Raw genomic sequence first — 21790 nt, 5'->3', positions numbered from 1 at the left:
TTAATAAAAACAATCAACAAAAAATATCTGTAAAATCAGAAGGTAACTGAACATCACCAATCCGTTGTGTTGGCAAAAGGCGCAGAGTGCAGTCAGCGGATTGGTCAACTTCCCCCACGAATGTAAACATTTATGCTCACTGCTTTGTTAATTTATTCATCTCAAATGAGAGTAAAGCCGCTCTAATTGCACTATAAAGGTATAGCGTCAAAAAATTATTGACGTTTGGACGTTTTTTAAGGGATTAAGCGTCAAAAGTATAGCTAACCATAACTATTAGGTAAATTAAATAACCGTAAAGACAGTAAAAGTTGTATTATTCAATTTTTAAAAGCTGGCATTGTTTTCGCTTAGTAATAATTAAAGCAGTGAAACCAAAATGATAGCTAACAATGATTGTACCAGTGGCCGAAATTAATTTGACCACGGTTAAAATCTCAAATGGAATAAAATTATGCGTATTAAAAGAGTCTCAGAACCATTTAAGCACTTGGCTGGTAAGTCTTTTAAGTTAGTTTGTATAGATTTGAATAAGGAAAGTTCAAACCAAAAACCCACAGTGCCATTGAACAATGTGGTGAATTTTCCTATTTCCCAAAAGTGTAAGAATTTCAAAAAGGCTTAGAACTTTTTCCTAACCTTCTGAACCGAAATAAAAATGGGAGCGTCCGCTCCCATTTTTATGTCTCAATTTGTTAATTTCAATTTACCAAGCGCACAGCCACTTCATTGAGGTGAGCATGTTGCACTCATTAAATTCCATACTGCGTTTTTAGGCTTTTGACTCGTGCGATGGTATTTTCATCCGTAAAAGTGCGCTCCACAAGCTTTCTTCTCGCTAAGCTGTTGTTACCACTTGCCAGTAATACTTCTACATAATTAAGATAGATCTCGTTATTCTCCATCGAATCATTTATCACACGGTCATAATATTTTAAGGCTTCATCATACTTTTCCTGTTTCATCAAAGCTTGCGCCAAGGTGTCCACCGCATCAGGGTTGTTAGGATGTTGTTCAACCGCCTGCTTCGCATATTTTTCGGCTTCTTTTAAACGTCCATTTTGCGCATACAAATAAGCCAAGTTATTCAGTACAACAAAGTTATTTGGGTTTAACTCTAAGGTTTTCTCATAAGTGGCGATGGCTTTTTCTTCATCACCGCTTATTTGACGTTCTGCAACCATCATTTTCACCGCAATATCATTGGGATACTTTTCAGCATGTTTTTGCAGCAGCGCGAGCGCTTGAGATTTTTGATCAAGTCGTTCTAGATTCACCGCAAGCAACACTGCATTTCGACTATTGGGTATTGCTTCATATACGGCTTCAGAATTAACCAGAGCATCGGCATATTCTTGGTCGGACATTTGAATGCGGGCTTTGAAGCCTTTGACTACAGGCAATTGTTGAGTGGCTTCTGGTAACTTTGCAAGCGCGGCCTTAGCTTCTTCAAACTGTCTGGACATAACTAAGAAATGTGTTCTCAACACCTCTACACTTAAATCATCACGAGCTTCAAGAAAACGACTGCTTAGTTTGGCACCTTCGGCGAAATCTCCTTTGGCATCAAGCAATAGCATTTTACCTAAGTTGGCATCTCTACTATTTGGATAACTGGCAAGCCATTTATCATAATGTTGATTGGCATCTGCTATACCGCCAATTCCAAGCAAAGCTTTACCTTTTAAATTCCAAAAAGATGAAGGTATAGAATCATTCTCAGGGATACTCTCAAGGGTTGTTAAAACCTGATTCCAATCTTGTTCAGTTAAATACATTCGAGCTACTACCAGCTTCAAGTCTGTATTTTGCGGTTCATTTCGTAGAGCTGTTAACGCCGGCTGCATACCTTTGGCACTTTCTTTCAATTGACGATGAGAAAGGTAATAGGATGCTAAAGCGGGTATAAAGCTTGGTTTCTTAGATAAAATAGCCAGTAATTTTTCATGCCCGGAATCACGATTACCTTTGGCTATGTCTAAGTTGGCAATAGCTAGCTTTATCAAACCATTTTCAGGATCTAGCGCTTCGGCCTTCTTATACATAGCCAATGCACTATCAAAATCACTTTGCTTAATCGCCAGTTCTCCGGCGAGCATATAGGCTTTAAAGTCTTCTGGATTAGAGGCAATCCATTCGTCAGCAAGTTCTTGTGCCTTATCGAATTGTCGAGTTGCAAGGTACGCATTTGCTAAGGTTGCTCTTGTTACATCCATATCTGGACTTTGTTCAAGCGCATTTTCTAAGTCTATGATGCCGCTGACATCATTTAATGAGAGTCTTAATACGCCCAATCTAGTTAGGTCTTCCGCAGAACGGCTTATCTCTGCTGAGCGTGCAACGACTTCTTTGGCATCGATTAGATTGCCAGCACGAATTAACTCGTATCCGGCTTTGGAAAACAGCTTAGCATCTTGCTCGGTCACTTCACTGAACATTTCCAATACATTGCTAGCATCTTCAGATAACCCCAGCTCCAATTGACTGGCCGCCAACATTTTTAGCGCTGGATGGTTAGCTGGCAAAGAACTGGCAATATAAGACAAGTGAGTATTCGCCGCTTCATAGTCTTTGAGCACGTATGCCGCATGCCCTGCAATCAATCTCAAAACTGGGTCACCGCGACCACTTTGAATTGCTTTTTCAGCATATTTTTGCGCGTTTTCATGCTCGTTTTTGGCTGCACTGACGACGCTTTTCAATTGATTAAGTAAGGCATTATCTTGGTTGATCGCTAATAATTGATCAATGTATGGTTCTGCTTGGGTAATTTTTCCGTTATCAACTAAAAGTTTTGCTAAGACAAATACAATCTGTGTATCTTCTGGATATAACGCTAAGTACTTTTCATATACCTCAGCTGCTTTATCAGCCTGTTGAGTACGCAAATACAATTGACCTTGCAACTTAAGTACATCGGCATTTTCAGGATACTTTTGCGCCAACGAATCGGTTTTATTTATCGCTTCGTCGATATTTTGATTTAACACTAAACCAAAGACTTCAACTAATCCGCTATAAACAGTATCAGCGTTAATGGTACTAAGTTGTTCTAATAATAATTTCGCATCTGCTTCTTTTCCTAATTGGGCCAGCGACTGCAATTTAAAGAAGCCCACTTCTATCTCTTGCTCAGGTGTCATCCCTGCTTCTGAGTGGTCAATTTCACTCAATTCTGCATAAGCACCGGAATTTTGATAGGCCTGAGATAATAAAGGAATGACGTCTGAAGCAGGTTGACCATATTCTAATGCTCGATTTAGTTCTTTTTCTGCACTTTCATATTGTTTTTGTCTTAAGTACACTTTTCCAAGTTCGAAACGCGCTTTAGGATTTTTAGGGTCAGCTTGAACGGCACTTTTCAGTTCAATAACTGCAGAATTAAATTTATTCTGTTCAACGAATTCTTGCGCGGACGTTAAGTGTTCCTCACTTGTTTTTTGAGTGCATCCTAGAATGAGGCTAACGCTAAATGCTATTAGTAATGTTCTCATATTGTTAACTCTTCCTTAATGTCGAATTAGCTCTATGCTACAAGGCTTGTTATTTTTTTAACAGTAAGTTTTTGTTTAAAAACGCCTAGACTAACACTGATTTTATTAAAATTATGCCTCTTATGTTAATTCACCGTTAACTACCAGTTAAAAAACCAAAAAATATCACCTGAAATGAGACCTTTGTTGGCTTAAAATAAGGTTATCTAATATACTACGCCTTTAAACAATACCGGCCTTTAGGCACTTTTCAAGATTGCCTGTTTAGCTGTAATTAGCTGATGTCAGTTAATTACTTATCCGGTAACCAGGGATCATGAATGACCAGTACGACAGATATAACATTTAAAGAACTTAATCTACCTGAAGCACTCTTGCAAGCGATTGAAAAAGTGGGCTATGAAAAGCCTTCTCCAATTCAAGCTGAGAGTATACCGTTAATATTACAAGGGCATGACCTTCTTGGCCAAGCACAAACAGGTACAGGTAAAACCGGTGCGTTTGCACTTCCTATGTTGGCCAATCTAGACATTGACGCAGATTACACTCAACTATTAGTTTTAGCGCCTACCCGCGAATTAGCTATCCAAGTAGCAGAAGCGTTTCAAGTGTATGCTAGCTTTTCGAAAAAAATCCGCGTTCTACCTATCTATGGTGGCCAATCTTACGACAATCAAATTCGTCAGTTAAAACGTGGCGTTCAGGTAGTGGTAGGTACGCCAGGGCGTGTTATTGACCATATTAAACGCGGCACGCTTAAACTAGACAAATTACGCTTCTTGGTACTAGATGAAGCCGATGAAATGTTGCGTATGGGATTCATTGACGACGTGGAATGGATTTTAAGCCACGCGCCAGCGACTCGCCAAACTGCGCTTTTCTCAGCGACAATGCCAGCGCCAATTAAGAAAATAACTGAACGTTATTTGAATAATCCTAAACATGTAAAAATTGCGTCCAAAGTGAGTACCGCAAGTACCATTAGACAGCGTTTTTGTCAGGTTGCTGGACATCATAAGTTAGAAGCCTTAACCCGTATCATGGAAGTGGAAGAATTTGATGGTGTCATCATTTTCGTACGTACCAAAACCGCTACCGTAGAATTAGCTGATAAATTATCAGCCCGTGGTTACGATGTTGAACCATTAAATGGTGACATCGCGCAAAACGCACGAGAAAGAACGGTTGATCGCCTTAAACAAGGTAAAATTGATATTCTTGTGGCCACCGACGTAGTAGCCCGTGGATTGGACGTTGAGCGTGTCAGCCACGTTATCAACTACGATGTTCCCTATGATACCGAATCTTACGTACACAGAATTGGTCGTACCGGTCGTGCGGGACGCCAAGGCGATGCGATTTTATTTATTTCACATCGTGAAAAGCGCATGTTGTTCTCTATCGAGAAAGCAACCAAACAAAGCATTGAACAGATGCCGATTCCATCGATTTCAGAAATCAATGAAACTCGACTATCTCGTTTTAAAACCAGCGTAATCGAAGCCATTCAAGATGATTCAATTGAGAGCTTAATTCCAATTGTTGAATCAATTCAAAAAGAAACTGAAGCAGCTCCAGAGAAAATCATGGCCGCTTTAGCTAAAATTGCGCAAGGTGATGAGCCATTAATTCTTAAAGAAGGCGACCGCCCTGACTTAAATGCAAAACCTGCTTATAATGATCGGGAAAGAGCACCTCGTAGCGGCGGCAGAGAACGTGGTTCAAGAGATGATCGTGGACCAAAACGTAGCCGCAGCAGCAAACCCGATGAAGGTATGCAACGTTATAGAATTGATGTTGGTCATACACACGGTGCCAAGCCTGGTAATATCGTTGGAGCTATAGCTAACGAAGCCAATATTAGCAGTAAAAATATTGGTGCTATTGAAATATTTGATAACTTCAGTACCGTTGATTTGCCAAAAGGCATGCCGGCTAACACTTTTGGTGTACTTGAAAAGACACGTGTAGCAGGACAGCGTTTAGCCATTCGTGAGTGGAGCGAAGAGCCACCGAAACGTAAATCACGGAAATTCGATAAACGATAAAATATCAAACCCGCTCACAAGGCGGGTTTTTTGATTCAAATTCTAAATAACCAAAAGAACTATCAATTAGCTTTTAATACTTTTGTTCTATATGGATTTTCACGCAGAATCTATTTCTCAACTACTACTATAGGCAACCGATATGCGTTATTTCCCCATTTTTATTGATACTCAAAAGTTAAACTGCTTAGTAGTAGGAGCAGGGGAAGTGGCTGCCCGTAAAATAGAATTGCTACTTAAAAGCGAAGCAAAAATTACAGTAGTAGCACCTTGGATGTGTAACACAGTAGCGCAGTTTGCAGAACAAGGCTTAATCACCGTCATTTCAAGAGAATTTAGCCATGACGATATTACGCAGCGAGACCTGATTTTTGTGGCAACCGATAGCAGCGAAGTGAACCAACAAGTTCATAAACTGGCTAGTGATGCCAATATTTTAGTTAATGTGGTTGATAACACACCTTTGTGCAAGTTTATCACCCCGTCGATTATCGACCGTTCGCCAATTGTGATCGCCATGAGCAGTGGTGGCGTTGCACCGGTTTTATTACGCTATTTACGCCAAAAGTTAGAATCTTACATCCCGCAAAAAACAGCTCGTCTAGGGCAATTCTCAGAAAAGTTCAGAGAGTTGGTAAAGCAGAAATTATCGACGGTAACTGCCCGTAGGTTTTTTTGGGAAGATATCCTTGATGGTCCTGTAGCAGAGCAGGTGTTTAACGGTAATCAACAAAAAGCAGAGGCATTATTTGCCGAGTCATTGGAAAACCACCAGCAAAAGAAAGTCCATGGTGAAGTTTACTTAGTAGGTGCGGGTCCTGGTGATCCAGATTTGCTTACCTTCAAAGCCCTGCGGTTAATGCAAAAAGCGGATGTTGTGGTCTACGATAGATTGGTGTCCAAAGAAGTTCTAGAGTTGGTGCGTCGAGATGCTGAAAAGATTTATGTGGGGAAAGCTAAAAGCCAACATACTCTGCCCCAGCAAGACATAAACGTTTTACTTGCCGATTTAGCCGCAGAAGGAAAACGAGTGGTTCGACTCAAAGGCGGAGACCCTTTTATTTTTGGACGTGGTGGAGAAGAGATTGAGACCCTAGTGAGTCGTAATATTGCATTCCAAGTGGTGCCGGGGATCACCGCAGCAACAGGGGCGGCAAGTTATGCAGGAATCCCGTTAACCCATCGCGACCATGCGCAATCAGTAGTATTCGCAACCGGCCATTTAAAAGACAATACTATTGATTTAGATTGGCCTGCTTTAGTACAAAAAAATCAAACTATCGTTTTTTATATGGGGATAACTGGCCTAACTATTATCCGTGACAAGCTCATTGAACATGGTATGCCCAAAGATATGCCAATAGCGATGGTGCAATCTGCCACCACTGATAAACAAAAAGTTGTGACAGGCAGTTTAGCTACCATTCAAGAGCTTGCCGCAGCAGCTGACATTAAACCACCTTCACTTATCATTATTGGCACAGTAGTTACCCTGCGAGACAAACTAAATTGGTTTCTTACTGAACAAACAACAAAATAATCTCAGAATTCGTTGCCCATAAATTTAACCTCAACTCTGAAATTCGCTACTATGCTTAAGACAAAGAGACGGTGAATTCCAATGAAACGATTATTAATAAGTTTGTGTGTATTATTTTCTGCAGCCTCGATATTTGCGGTTGACGCGCAACAGTTACAATTTAACCAATCTTCTGATGGAGAAAACGTCGTTTTCAACTATCAATGGATTGACCAGTCAAACCAAACTAAGACGTTGGAATTTTCACTCGACAAATCTGCAGCCCAAGATCAGTATCAAAATCAAACCGTATTTAAACCAGAAATTGCTCAGCGCTATGTTTACATTGAACTGATGAAACAAGCCCAAAGGGTCGATCCTAAAGAAGCCCGCGTCCTCATTCAGCAACGCGGTAATCGTTTAGAGATTGAAGTGACTAGCCGATATCAAGAAATGCTAGACAAGTGGAAATCACTTATGTCTGAAAAGCAAGATAGTGCATTTGATGATTATTTATTTGCAAACCACTACACTCGCTTCGTCAACCATTTGGGACAAGAAGGCGTCATTCCCGACCATATTCGTTATATCCAGGAAAGCAGAGAAATTTTACTGCCCGCAGCTCAAGCTATATACGAGCAATTAGAACAAGGAAGTGACACGCGAACATACGTGAACTTGATGCTAGGCTGGATTCAAACAATTCCCTACAACGAATTGACTAGTCGCATAGATTCCAACGGCGCGGGATTCTTTACACCGATAGAGGTGCTCAATAACAATAAAGGAGATTGCGATAGCAAAGCCACATTAACAGCCTCCTTGATGCGCTCTTTGCTGCCAGATCTCAGCATGGCAATGGTCTACCTGCCCAATCATGCTCTTCTAGCCGTAAACTTGGGCGAGCGTCCAGACGAAAAAGCCATCGATATTCGTGGTGCCCTACATGTTTTAATTGAACCGACAGGGCCTGCAATGGTGAGCATTGGAAAAATTTCAGATGACACCGCCAGACATATTGCAAATGGCACTTTTCGAGTTGTGCCAATCCCTTAGCTGTGAATCAGTTAGAAACCACTCAAGCACACATTCGGCTTATTATTGAAACCCAATAATCTATACCAATACGAGATTTACTTGGCTCTTTAAGTTGCAGGTAAACGTGATAAATAAAAACGAATAAAAAAAGAGATGTGAAAACATCTCTTTTTAATTAATCTAGTGACTGTTTGAGTAAACTAGTTCTATAAATTCTCTTCCGCAAATTCAGCCAAACGGCTACGCACAACGCCATCTAGGTTGATAGTTGCACTACCTGAGAAATCTTTGAATTTCTCCACCAAATAAGTTAATCCTGAAGTAACTGCACTTAGGTAATTACTATCAATTTGCGCCAAGTTTCCGCCGCAAATCAGCTTAGTGCCCTCTCCGCATCGGGTTATGATGGTTTTTAGTTGAGAAGCTGTGAGGTTCTGTGATTCGTCTAAAATCACCCCCGAAGTGCTACCTTACTATCATACCCCTAAGAAACTTGATTAAAAAAGTTTTTACAAATAAGATATTATTAGAGGTGAATTGATATGGTAGTACTAACAAAATCTAAAATAATAAAAACAGAGGTCAATTTGGGAAAAGGGATGTCTTTTCACCTAGATCAATCTGGGCAACCTATTAACACTGAAGAGGGCATCAGAACTCATTCATACCGTCATGATAAAGTAGAGCCTAATTTCTCTCTACTTTATCACCCAGATCGTATTACCGAATGCCAAGAAATGAACTTGTTCTTAATGCACCGATTCGAAGGTCACTTCTGCCTCAAGAAGAACATAAAAGAGAGCGAAGCTTTCAGTGATGCTTACTATGCAAGTCAACCGGGAAAAAAGTTAGACGTAAAAACTGTTCATAGTATAGCTAAGCATTTAAAAGCCTTTTTAGACTGGTTAGTCAAAGATGGAGCTTCTTACTTTGAAGTCATAGCAGCCCCACTCTCTAGACAATCCGTAGACGATGATATTTCACAATTGCCTGTTTGGCGCTATCACAAATACTTATGTGATCGAGTAGCCACTAATGATAAAACCAAACGGCTAAGTTACAACACGGCTCAAGAGCGAATAAGAGCTGTAAAAACATTTTATATTTGGAGTCATAAACGAGGCGCTATAGATAGCCTTCCTTTTTCACTTGAATATAAGCAAGTACGTATAAAATCCAAAGCTAAGCCTAGTGAAAGCTCGTTGTTTCAATTACCAACTAGCACAACACGTTCAGGTGGTTTATGGGAATGGGTCAGTAACCTGAGCATTCCTAGAACAATAAAACAAAAAGAAGATTCACCTGACAAAGAGCTTCAACCATACTCACCGCAAGAACTTAAACAGCTATTACAGACAGTTACTGCACAAAGGAATTCTTACAAAATCTACTTACAGTGTGCGCTATTGGGTGGATTACGTTCCTTTGAAGTCTCTGCAATTGACCAGAGTGATATTTTTGATCCAGACAAAATAGAAAACAAAAAACGCATCCCGAAATTAAACATTGTTCGCAAGGGGCATAAACCTGTAAGACTGACAATAGCCAGAGTATTGATGAAGCTTTTATATCTTCACACTCTGCTGCCAGAGAACAAGAAGCATCGTACAAAACACGAAACCACATACGGTATGAACAATAGCGAACATCCGCTCCCTTTGTTTATGAATAGCTCAGGAGAACGGATAAATGAAGAAACACCGGGAAACACTATATCCATTGTCAGAAAAGAGCAAAGAGAGCGGGAATTAGAAATACTATCGCGCACATTTCATGATTTACGCGCTACTTTCGCAACCTATATAGCCAAATACCTAATAGAGAAGGGTGAATCCGAAAGTTCGATTCGGCAGATATTGATGACATTGATGAGCCATGAGAGCTTCAAAACCACCAAGCGTTACATCGATTTTGCTAAGAGCGTTGGTGGCGACTCAAACGGTGCAATGTCTGAGTGGGTTCAAGACATCTACGGTGACGTTGATGAACTTCTATTGCGTGAGGCTGAAAATGCTACAGCAAATTAAAAAGCGTAAATCCAATCGCATTCCAGCTAGGTTCATCCCTTACTCAACTGTTCTAGCCGAACAGTTAGAAGAGCTATTTAATAGAGCGTATGACAAAGCAAACAACATTAGCACAGGAGACGACACTGCAATTTCAATGAGTCGCTTGCGGAATGCCTGTGTCAGTTTACAGCACATTCTTCCACTCGTGCTAAATAAAGTAAGTGCTGATACAGCGACATCAATTCAAACTTCGGGATTAAATGCTCTATTAGACTTTGAAACTTGGAAAGAATTAGAATACTTCTGCGTTAATGAAATAAACAATGTCAAGTTACCTACTTGGGCTACGCGTATAGAAGAAGCTCTAGAAAACCTCGCTCAATTTCACCTTAAAAACAACAAAATCAACGCCCCATTTAGGCTAACTAATGAATCTATTTCAATTGATATTATCAAATTGCACGCACTAAAATTTCATCAGTTTAAAGAGGTTCGTGAATCACTAAAGGGATATCTAGATTATCTTGTATTACCTGAGTTAAATATTAAAGACTCTACAATTAGAGACAACATTCTCAAAACATCTGCGGCTATTATAAGCCTTTTTCAGCACGATAGCCTTAAAGAAGCTGAACGCGCCAAACTACCTTTGGTAGAAATATTACAAGATAGAGCATTTATTTCACCATTTATAATCAATCACAATTTCCGCACTTTTTTAAAATTTTTATTACCAGACGTATGGGGAATAGTTAGAGGTAATCACCTTAGAACTGAAGCCGAAGTTATGAAGTGCGCTCATAGAGTATCCCCAAATTTTGGCGCAGAAGTGGATGCTTTTTTGAAGAACCAATTGGCAAACACTCCAGAAGCCCAAAAATTTAGAGTTAGATCTGTGACTTTAACTTTTCCAAGATGGTTACATAATAGTGGTAATGTTGCTTACCCAATAGTCGAGTTACTCCGTGAGTATGGCATTTCAGGGCTAGTAACAAATGACCATCAAGGATTTAAATACCTTTGTAAACTATACCAAGAGGAAAGTACTCAAAATAAAAGGCAGTTTATACTGGTACTAAACGCTGCGTTAGATCTTTACCATTTCATAACTGGCGAAAAAATTGTTAAAGATAGTTTATTGCCGTACTCATTGGGGTACTACTTCAAAGAGAGTAATACTACGGAATGGCAGAAACATGAATGGGTATATGATAATGCTCATAAATTTTATCAAAATCTAGTCGAATACCATGACGTTTTTACAAAGCGCATTGATGGTGAAAGCATAAATATTAGCACTCTCAAGAGCTACATAGGCAGTATGGCTTCGGTATTAAAATACACCTCGTCATCACTAACTGAAGGACAAATGAAACTCATTGCAACTAATGGGATTCACGCTTTTGTAGAAAATGATTTTGAAATATTAAAAGCTGTAAGAGAAGGTATCCAGCTAAAATCAAAACAAGACGATTTATCGATTTTTTTAGCTAAACATTATCAGAGTGCAGTTGATAAGCTACTGACCTTTTATGGTCTAGATACAATAATCAGCTTTCCTGTTAGCACTGAGTTAAGAGCACAACACCAGAACCAACTTTCGCAAAATCAAGACAAACTATACTCGTACAAAGAAGCCGTCAAACTAGCCTATTTTATCGAAAAAGGACTTTCTGACACCTTACTAGCAACTAAAGATAAAGTTACGCTGTATGCAGCAAAAGTCATATTGAAAACAGGCTGGAACCTAACCCCTACCCTAGAACTAGATACTAACGACTTATTTTTCTTAGATGCGCCACTACATTTAAGCAAAACACCTGCTATTCGCTTGTTTAAACGCAGAGCTGACTATCAAACTCAATGGCATAAATTCAAGATAGATTATAAAGACTTAGAAAAAGAAGGAGTATTGACTGGTTACAAAGTTGCTCCTGTTATTTTTGACATTAAATCCGCGATAAAGCTAACTACCTCATACCATCCCTCTATTCAGGAGTTATCCCAAAGAGTTTTTGTATATCCCCAAACAAATAGTATTGGAAAAGAAGATGTACTAGTTTTAACAGTTGGTCGTTTCTCAATGAATATAGCGAGGATTTTATCTAATCTCGGTTGTGACATCTCGTTTAATTCACAAAAGGTCAGAAAAACAGGTCTTAATTATATATATCGGAAGGTCTCTAAAGAATTCAAGTGGTATCAAAAAGCAGGCAAACACTCTTATGAAACATTCTTACGTCATTATTTAATGCAGGATAACAAAGATGTTGCAATGACAATCAATAGAGCGACAAAAACAATGGCCGACTATTTTGTTCGCGATGTTTCCGACAATGTAATTATTTTGCTGACTCCACCAGACGACGGTAAAAAAGTCCCTAATGGCGTATGCGTCAATTCTAAAGATGAATCAGCAGTAAAAGCATTCGAATCGCAAAACAGAAAATTATTAGACCAGCGAGGAGCAGACGAACGAGCATGTGCAGATTTTAACGCATGTCTTTGGTGTCCGTTTTATCGCTGTGTTGCTGACGCACTGCATGTATGGAAGCTATTGTCATATCGGGACTTTGTTGTTGCTGATATGGAAAACTCTGCCGCAACATTTGACACTATTACTGAGCAATTGGAAAACATCGAGCAATTAAAAAGTCGAGTAAATAAAGTACTAAATGATATTTCGAAGCTAAATGCACAGGCAGTCATTGATGGAAAAGATCTATTGAGAACTGCGGGTCTACACCCTCATTGGAAAGACACAGGTTTGCTATGACAACAGAGATAACTAAAACAATACTATTAGACCATGCTGTAGGTAAAACACATAAAGGGCACATCACTATAAAACCTTTAGCTCAAGTATTGGAAGGTCTTAAAGTTAGTGACTCTAGCGAGTTCATTAATATCCCTTTGTGGGAAAACAAAGCATTAAATATTGCCAAGCATGGCACGGTTCATTTTGGTGATAAGACATGGCATAGTTATGAAGAAGCACAAAGAAATGTCACTTTTAGCGGTGAAGATGAACTAACGTATCAAATTCGTATTTATTCACTACTTAAGCTCACACATGGTGATGTCGTAGGGGGGAAGCCCCTTAAAATGTCTACACTCCAAAATGATGTAACCTATTTAAACTTAATAGCTGATTTCATCAGAGAGAGAGGTTACCACTCCTTTCATGAATTAGAATTTAAATCTGATTTAGTTATCAGAAACTTGATTAAAGACTATCTATATGAAATTGCTAAGATAGCATTATATAACCAAAGTCACTCATTTACTAAGCTATTTGATGTAAGAAGAAGCTTCAAGTTATTTGGTCCCAAAGTGTGTAGTATTTTCTTTAATGTACTTGAGCATTTAAATAACCTTCATCATCCGAGACCTGTAACATACTCACATCCTGTCATTCCTACTAAAGTAATGAAGAATATTTTAAAGTTTACAGCCAAAGTGGTTGAAAGCTTGAAAGAAAAAATCGACCGATGGCTCGAATTAAATGCACGTTTAATTGAGAGTTTACATGGAGGCTTGATAGAACCTCCTCCAAAAAATGACACATTCGAGCTAATCGCAAAGCACATCAGAAACTTGCCTCATGAAGAAGAATTCTTTCAATTATCTGAAGAATTGGAATATTTAAAGTTAGCCACGTATATCAACATTCTAGCCTATACAGGTATGAGGTATAACGAGGCGCTCACTTGTAAGATTGGTTGTGCCAATCATAAAGGTGATATTTACTACTTAACGGCAACAATGACCAAAACTGACAACAGTAAGGTCGAGATGGAGTGGTTTTCAAACGCTGAAGTATATGAGTCTATTGAATTATATGAAAAATATGTAATAGGTATGCAAGAACGAGCACAAGCTGTCCTTTCCTCATGCAGAGCCAATATTAAAAACAGTCAAGCCCACAATTTAAAGGAGGGGTTGAAGAAAAATCGACTCTTTGGTGTTTCACATAGTAGCGGCAGTGTTAGCTTTAGTAACTCTGGAAGATTTACAAAGTTCGAAATCAAAAATAGCGAACACGCTGAGCTTTTTAATTTAACAGTAGATAATGAAGACATAGCTGAGCTTGAGCGCCTTGAATCTAACTATAAAGCAATTAGAGGTGATAAAAGAGGAGTTCCTTACGAAGAAGGAGAAACACTAAGACTAACAGCCCACATGTTTCGACATACATTAGCGTATTTTGTCATAGCAAATAAGTTAGGCGAGCTTGATGACATTAGATATCAATTTAAACATTTAACTAGTCTAATGACATTCGTATACACGCGAAGAGCATTTTTAGCTTCAACAACTTTAATTAAAACTACAGAAGAATTTAGTGAGATTTTAATCGAGCGTGTAGCTGAAGAATTAATTGATGAAGCAGAGTCACAATCTTTGAAAGGTGGTGCTGGTGAACAAATTAATAAAACTTCAAAAGATCTCATAATAGGAATTACAGATAGTCAAAACAAAGATTCAAATGTCATCAAGCAGATCCATTTCAGTTCTATAGAAGAACTGAAAAAATTCCTTGTGAAAAATATTCAAAACATTCGCGGCTTGCCTACAGGTTACTGTACGGCAGGAGAAGGCTGTAAGATAAAAGGAGTGGGAATCCCTAGTGGGTGCGTTTATTGCGGAAGTAAAATAATCAGTAAACGCCATAAGGTGAATTGGCAAATAATAAAAAAAGAGGCAACTGACAAACTAGAGGCATATGCTGCATCATCCAAAGAGGAGCAAGAAGAGTACGAGCTATTTGCTATTCACTGGAAAAACAACATAGCAGCAGCCGATTATGTACTTGATGACGCATATAAGAATAACAAAGGGGCACGAGCATGAGTAGCGCTTACGACGATATCAAACGAGCCCTTGATGAAATGGAGTCAGATGGTAGCAAAATTACCAAAAATGCTGTTGCTACTAGAGCAAAAAGGAATATTGCAAATCTGTCGAAAATAGAAGAAAAATGGATAAACTTACGAGTAGAGATCGAAGATGCTCAAACAAGGTGGGAGGAAAAAAAGGAAGAAACTAACAAGGATGAATTAATCCAGCAGCTCAAAGCCCACGTATCTAATCTCAAAAGTAAACTGGCAAACGAAAAGCATAAAAGTGATATTGATCCAAAAGTTTATGACAAAAAAATAGAGAAATTTCTGGTATTACTGCAAGAAATGTATGCAGAGATAGATAAGCTAAAACTAATAAATGCAGATTTACAAAATCAACTAGTTCACTCAGGGCAACAGAGAGAAATAAGAATGGATGAATCTACAGGAGAAATTATTGAATTAATTTCAAGTACGAAGCGTAATGAATGAATTTTATGAACCAGAACTTAATTTGTGTGATTCATAGACATCCTTTCACTATACTTGGGTGTTATGAACGATGAAATTCAACAAAAATTAGTCTGGATAAAGTTACCTGAATCTTCAGGTGACGCGGGGTTAGTTTGCCGTAAATGTGGTATCACTAGACCAACTCTTCGTAAATGGTGGCGACGCTATCAAGAGCTAGGACAAGATGGTCTGGTTGGTCTTAGTAAACGGCCTCATTCGTCACCAAACCTTAAAACTACAGATAAGGTTGCGAAACTGATTTTAGAATTACGGGCTACGAGAAACCTCGGTGCTAGAAGGCTTCAAAGTGAGCTGTTTAGACTTCACAATACTTCGCTAGCTCTCGCGACAATTCACAAAGTTCTGAAGAAGTACTAAGTTAAACCCGTTCAAAAATTTAGGCGAAAGGTTGATTACATTCGATATGAACGACCTCTGCCTGGCGATAGAGTACAAATGGATACGTGTAAAATAGGTCCTGGACTTTATCAATACACTTCCGTTGACGATTGCACTAGATATAGAGTTCTGAGGCTTTACAAGCGGCGCACTGCTGCAAATACGTTAGACTTTATTGATGCTGTCGTTGAAGAAATGCCGTTTCCTATCCAGCGGTTTCAAACTGATCGTGGCAGAGAGTTTTTTGCTGAAAAGGTTCAGAAAAAAATGATGTCTTTGGGCATCAAGTTCCGTCCCAACAAACCAGCTTCACCACATCTCAATGGAAAGGTTGAGCGGTCTCAGAAAACCGATAAAGCTGAATTTTATGCAACTGTAGATATCGAATCTAAAGATTTGGATAACCAACTGTCTGAATGGCAGCACTATTACAATTGGAACCGACCACATAGCGCTCACAAGGGAAAAACACCAATGGAAAAGTATTTCATTGTCTCAAATGAAACACCTTTTTCAGATGAAGTTTTAGACAACTATAAAGTCAAGAATGAAAGGGTTCAGGATGCCAATTACAAGCTAGATTTAGAGATCGCGAGATTGAAACGATCTCTATGAATCACACAGATAACTCCAAAGAATTGATAAACATATCGATGGCACGAATTGGGTTATCTTCATGGATATAGTCATCCAGAACTTCGGGAAACATCGTGCTTTGCGTTCTGCTTTGGCCTTCGATAAACCTCGACATGTATATGAAACCTATCAGCTTTTTGATAGTTTCATTTTACCAATTACCACCCTAATTGAGGATCGATACTTAAGACCGATTGCTCATATTAAACACATACTTAGACCAAAAGGTGATCAATAGTTTTCACACAGCCTGTACGTAAAGCGGTCGTTGGCTTTTAGACTACCTTCTCGGATACCAGAATCACTACGGGTTTGTGGTATACTTCAAAAAGTATGTAAATCCTAGAGCTCCCAGTAATAAATACTTCTAGTAGCTATCTTGTGTCCATAAACCACTCTTCACTGGTATTGGTTCGATAAAGTACAGGATCTAAATCTTCGTCTGCTCCATTAACACCAAGATAAAAGCCATCGGTTTCTTTTACATAATCCCATTTTTTTACGCCGACCATTGGTTCAGGGATGTTCTTCAAGTACGCTGGAGTGAGGTCAGTAAGTTTCATTGGATAACTGCCTTCAGTTTCTCTATATTTCTCTAAAGTAATTGATAATTTATTTCCCAAATTAATTGTTTCATCAATATTCTCTTGCTTCCAATCACTACACCCACTCGATATAATAAATGTCACTAAAAAAATTACTAATGTTTTGAATCGAATTTTCATTTTTATCACCTAACAATTAGGATAAGAACCACTACTGCAACTGCTTGTACTGCTATCGCTGCCACCACTACTGTCACTTCCTGAACCACCATAAGAAGAATTATTTGAGCCAACGAAATTCGGTAAAGATTGATTGATTCTTGGATCGGTCCAAGTTGTTATGATACTACCTGTTGCTAATTCAGTTGCAATTGAACTTACAACTTCATCCAAGTCTTTGGAGTTCTGTCCAATTGATTGGCCAACTATGTTATTGTGTTGATCTATTTTACTGTCCTTGCTTTCAGTTTCACCTAGCTCGTGAAGCCTACCAATCTCAACTGCTGATTCCAATCCCTCTTCTAAAGTAATACTCGCTTGCCAAGCAACATGGCGAATTCCATTTTTCAATCGCTCTTTTTGAGCTTTTGTCAAACCATTTCCATGGGATTTCACAAATTGATTTGATACAGATACTGCGAAATCTTTGTGTTTTCCAATCCCTACCTGATAAGCATCAACAGGGCCGACTGTAAAAATTCCTTTCATCTTTTCCCACAGCTTATTGAGAGTCCCTGCCGCTTTGCCGTCAGGATCGACATATTTGTATGGATTATTATTAGCATATGCATAACGGTTGAATGTATGAACGTTTGTAAATCCAACTGGGTCATTCGAATAAAAGCGTCCTATCATAGGATCGTAATACCGTGCTTGCATGTAGCTTAAACCTAAATCAGTATCGAATTTATGGCCTGAATAACCTATGTCATCTTTAGGAGTCTCTATAGTTTCTCCGAAAGGTCGAAAATGTTGGCGACTATTCGATAGAGGTTGTGGTGTTACATCGCCATATTTTGCTATTAATTTTTTCCCTAGATATATATTGCTTGTCCCATTTCCAACGAAGGTTTCTTTTTCTTGATATAATAAAACCCCACTTTGGCTATACATAGAATATCGAGTGCCATTTCCGTCAACTTGTTTTACTCGCCGGTTGTGACCATCGTAAAGGTAACTGTTTCCTTTTGCAGAACTCAACTGATTGGCAGCATTAAAGGTAAGTCCAAATGTACCGTTGTGCTTAATGTTCCCTCGATCATCATATTGGATATTGCCGTATTTCCCATTGGTGCCAGTTCCAGTGACAGATGTCAGGCGATTATTTGAACTATGATAAGAGTAGTTTAGCGAGCGCCCCTTACTAGTGTAATTTTTAATGTTGCCAAGTGCATCGTAGCTGATACTGCTGTTACCAATACTGGAGCCACCGGTCACACCTGTCACTCTATCCAAACCATCATAAGCCAAGTTGGTTAGACTGTAGGAGGTATTTTGTCGATCCGTAATTGATTTTAGATTACCGTTATCATCATATGTGTAACTAAGATTAACAATGTTTCCATTTCCTCTGACGTCTTTAATTTCTCTAGGCAATAAACTGGTAGAATTTAGTGACGTTGTATGTTTAACACCATTTCCGTAAGTGAATGTGTGAATCATTCCATTGCCATGATACTTAACATCTTCTGCAAAAAGCATTTGAGGGCTTATTGCTTGAGTTGGTGAGCCAAAGCCATTGGGCTTGAAATTCACTTGAGTACCGTCAGGATAAGTTACACTGTCAATATGCGTAAGATTATTGTACGTGTAATCGACCTCTAAAGTGCCCTCCGCTCCAATGGTTAGAGTTTCATCTTCAAGAAGATTAAGGTTATTGTAACTATACTCTTGAATAATGTTTCCAGCAGTCAGGGTTGTAACATTGCCCCTGTTGTCTCGTTCGTATGTTACATCTAAATCAGAACCTGGATAATTTATCTTGTACATGTCACCTAAGTTATCATAAACAAAATATGTGCTACCAGATGGAGCAGAAGCTACGCAATGGTTATCACTTACACCGTGCTTCTGCCAAACAAGCTCACCTAAAGGATTGTATTTAAATACTGTGTTTCCAACATCAGCTCTTTGAATTAAACACAATTGATTTGATGTATCGTATTTTCGAGTTTCGGTAAAAGACTTACCATGACCAGACTGTGTGACGCTTTTTGTCAACCCAAATACATCTATTTCGATGTCAGTTGTGACTCCCTCGGGTGAAGCTATTTTAGTTGCGAGTTCGAAGCTTGGGCTCCCGAACGCTTGATAGGTAGTTGTAGTAACGTTACTTTCGCCATCATTTACTTGTATTTCATTCCCAGTAAGATATGCGTAGCTTATAGTGCCTTGCCCACTAGTTATAACCTTCTGTTTCCGATTTAAAACATCATACTCCGTGCGGATCCCTTTGTTTTCATTGGGATCGAAACTCACAAAAGATGAAAATGTGACCTGATTACGAGTGTTGTATTCAAAATTTTCATATCGTACTTTGGTGTTACTATCTGAACTCAATAGATCTTCAGTTTTTCTAGATACAAGTCTTCCTAGTGCGTCATAAAACTCAGTTGTTTTGAAACTAGGAGAATCAGAGCAAGCATTCCTAGTTGCGTTTAGAGTACACAAATAAACAATTTTGGTATTTGCAACATCATCCCAAACAGTCAGCAAATCCAACCATGAATTGTTGAATAGACTATCATTTGCAATGTCTTTAGATATTAGTCGTCCAAGATTATCGTAAGTAAAGTGCGTAGTTACTTGATCATAATCAATTTTCTTAGTCACACGCCCAAAGCTATCAGCCTCTTGATATGAAGTAATAAATTCTTCTTTAGTACGATTATATGTTTTTGATTCATATGGCTTATCAGCATTATAGTCGTCGCTATAACTTACTTCTCTGCGTTCACTACTGTTAATTCGATTTATACTTGATTTGATGCTTTTAAGTGCTCCTTTATTATTTCCTGAATTAAAATATTCAAAGCTACTAGTCTTAAAGCCATTTTTATATACTTCTTTGGTGTTTAAAGTTGTGTTGTCTAAAACATATTTATCAGTGACCTTAAATCCAGAATCAGTTTCCGAGATACTACTTTGCTGTAATTTATCAAGAAGCCATTGGTCTTTATTGTGCTGGTATTGATTAAGAGTGAATCTTGAGTTTCCAGAAATGCTACTGATCTCATCAATTCTATCTGACGGAAGCGAAGTGCTATTTGAAAAAGTCTCTTTATACTTAGATATTGCGAAGTAAGAAGAGTAATCAATGTATTCTTTAAAATAAGTATCGTAACCGTTATCGGCTTTGTAGCTAGTGAATTCTTTTATTTTCCGCACATCTCTGCAATGAGGTGTTGAACTGTAGTTTGGAGAATTTAACTGTTTATGGCAACCAGAAGTGCCAAGTTTGTATGAGTCCCATTGCACCTCATTCTTGACCAACAAAGCTCCCTCTTCCCATCGAGAATTGAACACCCACCCAGTTGATAAAAGCTCCCCTAAGTACACTTCTCGTTTGTATATTTCTCCCATAAAATCAGCACTGCTGTGTATATAGTTAACCTGCGTTAAAGCGTTGCTCTGATCATCTACATTGTATTCATATACAACAGAACGATGTCCTTGAAATCCAGGGTAATTAAGTTCAGGCGATGTCAATGTATATGTGAACTGTCGCGTGGCTATATCTGGACCGGAAATAGTTTTGCTGCTAACGGTTAAGCTGTTTCTACTATCTTCCCAATATCCTTGATATGAGTATTCAACTTTTAACTTTGAAGGAAAAGTAATGCTTTCTATGGATGTCGGTGCTCCCGTGAAAGGTCCAGTATGAGTATATTTTGTAATATTACCATCTGGGTCAGTAATGGATTCTATTTCTTTCCTGGCGTTGTAGTGGAAAGTTGTTTCATAGTCTTTTTCGCTAGACTTTAAAATTAATTTATCCAATCTACCGTTAGAAATGACTCGTTGAATTTCAACACCATTTGCAAGTAAAGTACCAGAGGAAAAATCAACAATATTCCCATCTTTATCAGATACACTTGCCAATGACCAAGTGAAATAGTTTGAAGTGCCACTTGCAGACTGTTTAGCTCCAAATTTAAACTTGACTCCATCTGGATAGGTTATAACAGGTAGTGCAGATTCGCATGTAAGAACACCATTATCTTTAAACAGTGCTAAAGAACCTTGAGGCATATCTCCAGTATTATATCCTAATGGTTTTGAGTATTGAGGTTGACCTACTGAGCTTTTTCTTAACCCAAGCTGGCTGAGGTTACCTAGACAACCAAATCCTCTCAAACTGAAGTAACCTCCAGTAGAAGAACTGCCTCTTAGTTGAAGTCTCGTATCACGCCCATTCAGCATTAAAAATGGCTCAACTATGCCACCACTGAACCCTTTGACTTCATAGCCAACTTGCACTTTCGAGCCATTTGAGAAAGGAATGCTAGCCACTTCAAATGTATGCCTTAATTTCAAATCCTGAATGCTAATTGATTCTGAAGGCAGGTCGCTGTAGCTGCTTTTGAAAACGGATCCAAACCCTTCTTCGCTTGAAGAGTCTGGTGGTATTATTGGATCATCCGCTTTAACCGCTACAGAAAATGAGAGCGCCAAAGCAATTAAAAGTGGTTTAAAGATGGCATTCTTATAAGTATTTGTTTGTACGATGCTAATTTTCACTGTTA

At 38.7% G+C, this 21790-nt stretch carries 11 protein-coding genes and 2 pseudogenes; 8 read left to right on the top strand and 5 right to left on the bottom strand.

What is annotated here, in order from left to right; all coding sequences use genetic code 11:
- Nucleotides 1-752: 752 nt before the first annotated feature.
- Nucleotides 753-3494 (bottom strand): XrtA/PEP-CTERM system TPR-repeat protein PrsT, encoded by a 2742-nt coding sequence (gene prsT, locus Q4567_RS11755; RefSeq protein WP_303500497.1) that lies wholly within the window; start codon nucleotides 3492-3494, stop codon nucleotides 753-755.
- A 320-nt stretch (nucleotides 3495-3814) separates the two neighbouring features.
- Between prsT and Q4567_RS11750 the strand changes: the two genes are divergently transcribed.
- From Q4567_RS11750 to Q4567_RS11740, 3 genes are all read left to right on the top strand, one after another.
- The gene (locus Q4567_RS11750) at nucleotides 3815-5542 is read left to right on the top strand and encodes a DEAD/DEAH box helicase (protein WP_216048983.1); all 1728 of its coding nucleotides are present in this window, start codon (nucleotides 3815-3817) and stop codon (nucleotides 5540-5542) included.
- Between the two features lie 142 nt (nucleotides 5543-5684).
- Nucleotides 5685-7082, top strand: a complete 1398-nt coding sequence (cysG, locus tag Q4567_RS11745; RefSeq protein WP_216048984.1) for a siroheme synthase CysG — start codon at nucleotides 5685-5687, stop codon at nucleotides 7080-7082.
- 81 nt (nucleotides 7083-7163) lie between these two features.
- The gene (locus Q4567_RS11740; protein ID WP_303500495.1) at nucleotides 7164-8117 is read left to right on the top strand and encodes a hypothetical protein; all 954 of its coding nucleotides are present in this window, start codon (nucleotides 7164-7166) and stop codon (nucleotides 8115-8117) included.
- A 188-nt stretch (nucleotides 8118-8305) separates the two neighbouring features.
- On the opposite strand, the pseudogene Q4567_RS11735 reads toward Q4567_RS11740, so the two are convergent.
- Nucleotides 8306-8554 (bottom strand): annotated as a pseudogene (locus Q4567_RS11735) (PhoH family protein); the annotation flags it as partial.
- Nucleotides 8555-8698: 144 nt separating this feature from the next.
- Between Q4567_RS11735 and Q4567_RS11730 the strand changes: the two are divergent.
- From Q4567_RS11730 to Q4567_RS11710, 5 genes and pseudogenes are all read left to right on the top strand, one after another.
- Entirely contained in the window at nucleotides 8699-10126 is a 1428-nt protein-coding gene (locus Q4567_RS11730; RefSeq protein WP_252729256.1) for a site-specific integrase, read from the top strand.
- A 187-nt stretch (nucleotides 10127-10313) separates the two neighbouring features.
- Nucleotides 10314-12884, top strand: a complete 2571-nt coding sequence (locus tag Q4567_RS11725) for a hypothetical protein (protein ID WP_303500493.1) — start codon at nucleotides 10314-10316, stop codon at nucleotides 12882-12884.
- Nucleotides 12881-14962 carry a tyrosine-type recombinase/integrase gene (locus tag Q4567_RS11720; protein ID WP_216048989.1) on the top strand — a complete coding sequence of 694 codons (2082 nt, stop codon included), beginning with the start codon at nucleotides 12881-12883 and terminating at the stop codon, nucleotides 14960-14962. Before Q4567_RS11725 ends, Q4567_RS11720 begins: the two co-directional genes overlap by 4 nt.
- A complete protein-coding gene (locus tag Q4567_RS11715; protein WP_216048990.1) occupies nucleotides 14959-15444 on the top strand; it encodes a hypothetical protein in 486 nt (161 codons plus the stop codon). The genes Q4567_RS11720 and Q4567_RS11715 overlap by 4 nt, the downstream gene beginning before the upstream one ends.
- A gap of 63 nt (nucleotides 15445-15507) precedes the next feature.
- Nucleotides 15508-16479 (top strand): annotated as a pseudogene (locus Q4567_RS11710) (IS481 family transposase).
- Nucleotide 16480: 1 nt separating this feature from the next.
- On the opposite strand, the gene Q4567_RS11705 reads toward Q4567_RS11710, so the two are convergent.
- The 3 genes from Q4567_RS11705 to Q4567_RS11695 form a co-directional block, all read right to left on the bottom strand.
- Complete coding sequence (locus Q4567_RS11705) at nucleotides 16481-16615, bottom strand: hypothetical protein (RefSeq protein ID WP_289847895.1); 135 nt, start codon at nucleotides 16613-16615, stop codon at nucleotides 16481-16483.
- A 259-nt stretch (nucleotides 16616-16874) separates the two neighbouring features.
- A complete protein-coding gene (locus Q4567_RS11700) occupies nucleotides 16875-17225 on the bottom strand; it encodes a hypothetical protein (RefSeq protein ID WP_216048991.1) in 351 nt (116 codons plus the stop codon).
- A gap of 9 nt (nucleotides 17226-17234) precedes the next feature.
- A complete protein-coding gene (locus Q4567_RS11695; protein WP_216048992.1) occupies nucleotides 17235-21785 on the bottom strand; it encodes an RHS repeat domain-containing protein in 4551 nt (1516 codons plus the stop codon).
- Nucleotides 21786-21790: the final 5 nt, after the last annotated feature.

The sequence above is a fragment of the Aliiglaciecola sp. 2_MG-2023 genome, assembly GCF_030548145.1.
In the GTDB taxonomy this organism is placed as follows: domain Bacteria; phylum Pseudomonadota; class Gammaproteobacteria; order Enterobacterales; family Alteromonadaceae; genus Aliiglaciecola; species Aliiglaciecola lipolytica_A.
The sequence above is the reverse complement of the archived record's forward strand: the minus strand, read 5'-3'. Positions and strand labels throughout refer to the sequence as shown.

What these genes read in the sequence shown, in the direction of transcription:
- Q4567_RS11715 (WP_216048990.1), top strand. Translation starts at nt 14,959, where the DNA reads ATGAGTAGCGCTTACGACGATATCAAACGAGCCCTTGATGAAATGGAG.
- Q4567_RS11750 (WP_216048983.1), top strand. Translation starts at nt 3,815, where the DNA reads ATGACCAGTACGACAGATATAACATTTAAAGAACTTAATCTACCTGAA.
- cysG (WP_216048984.1), top strand. Translation starts at nt 5,685, where the DNA reads ATGCGTTATTTCCCCATTTTTATTGATACTCAAAAGTTAAACTGCTTA.
- Q4567_RS11720 (WP_216048989.1), top strand. Translation starts at nt 12,881, where the DNA reads ATGACAACAGAGATAACTAAAACAATACTATTAGACCATGCTGTAGGT.
- Q4567_RS11740 (WP_303500495.1), top strand. Translation starts at nt 7,164, where the DNA reads ATGAAACGATTATTAATAAGTTTGTGTGTATTATTTTCTGCAGCCTCG.
- Q4567_RS11730 (WP_252729256.1), top strand. Translation starts at nt 8,699, where the DNA reads ATGTCTTTTCACCTAGATCAATCTGGGCAACCTATTAACACTGAAGAG.
- Q4567_RS11705 (WP_289847895.1), bottom strand. Translation starts at nt 16,615, where the DNA reads ATGTCGAGGTTTATCGAAGGCCAAAGCAGAACGCAAAGCACGATGTTT.
- prsT (WP_303500497.1), bottom strand. Translation starts at nt 3,494, where the DNA reads ATGAGAACATTACTAATAGCATTTAGCGTTAGCCTCATTCTAGGATGC.
- Q4567_RS11700 (WP_216048991.1), bottom strand. Translation starts at nt 17,225, where the DNA reads ATGAAAATTCGATTCAAAACATTAGTAATTTTTTTAGTGACATTTATT.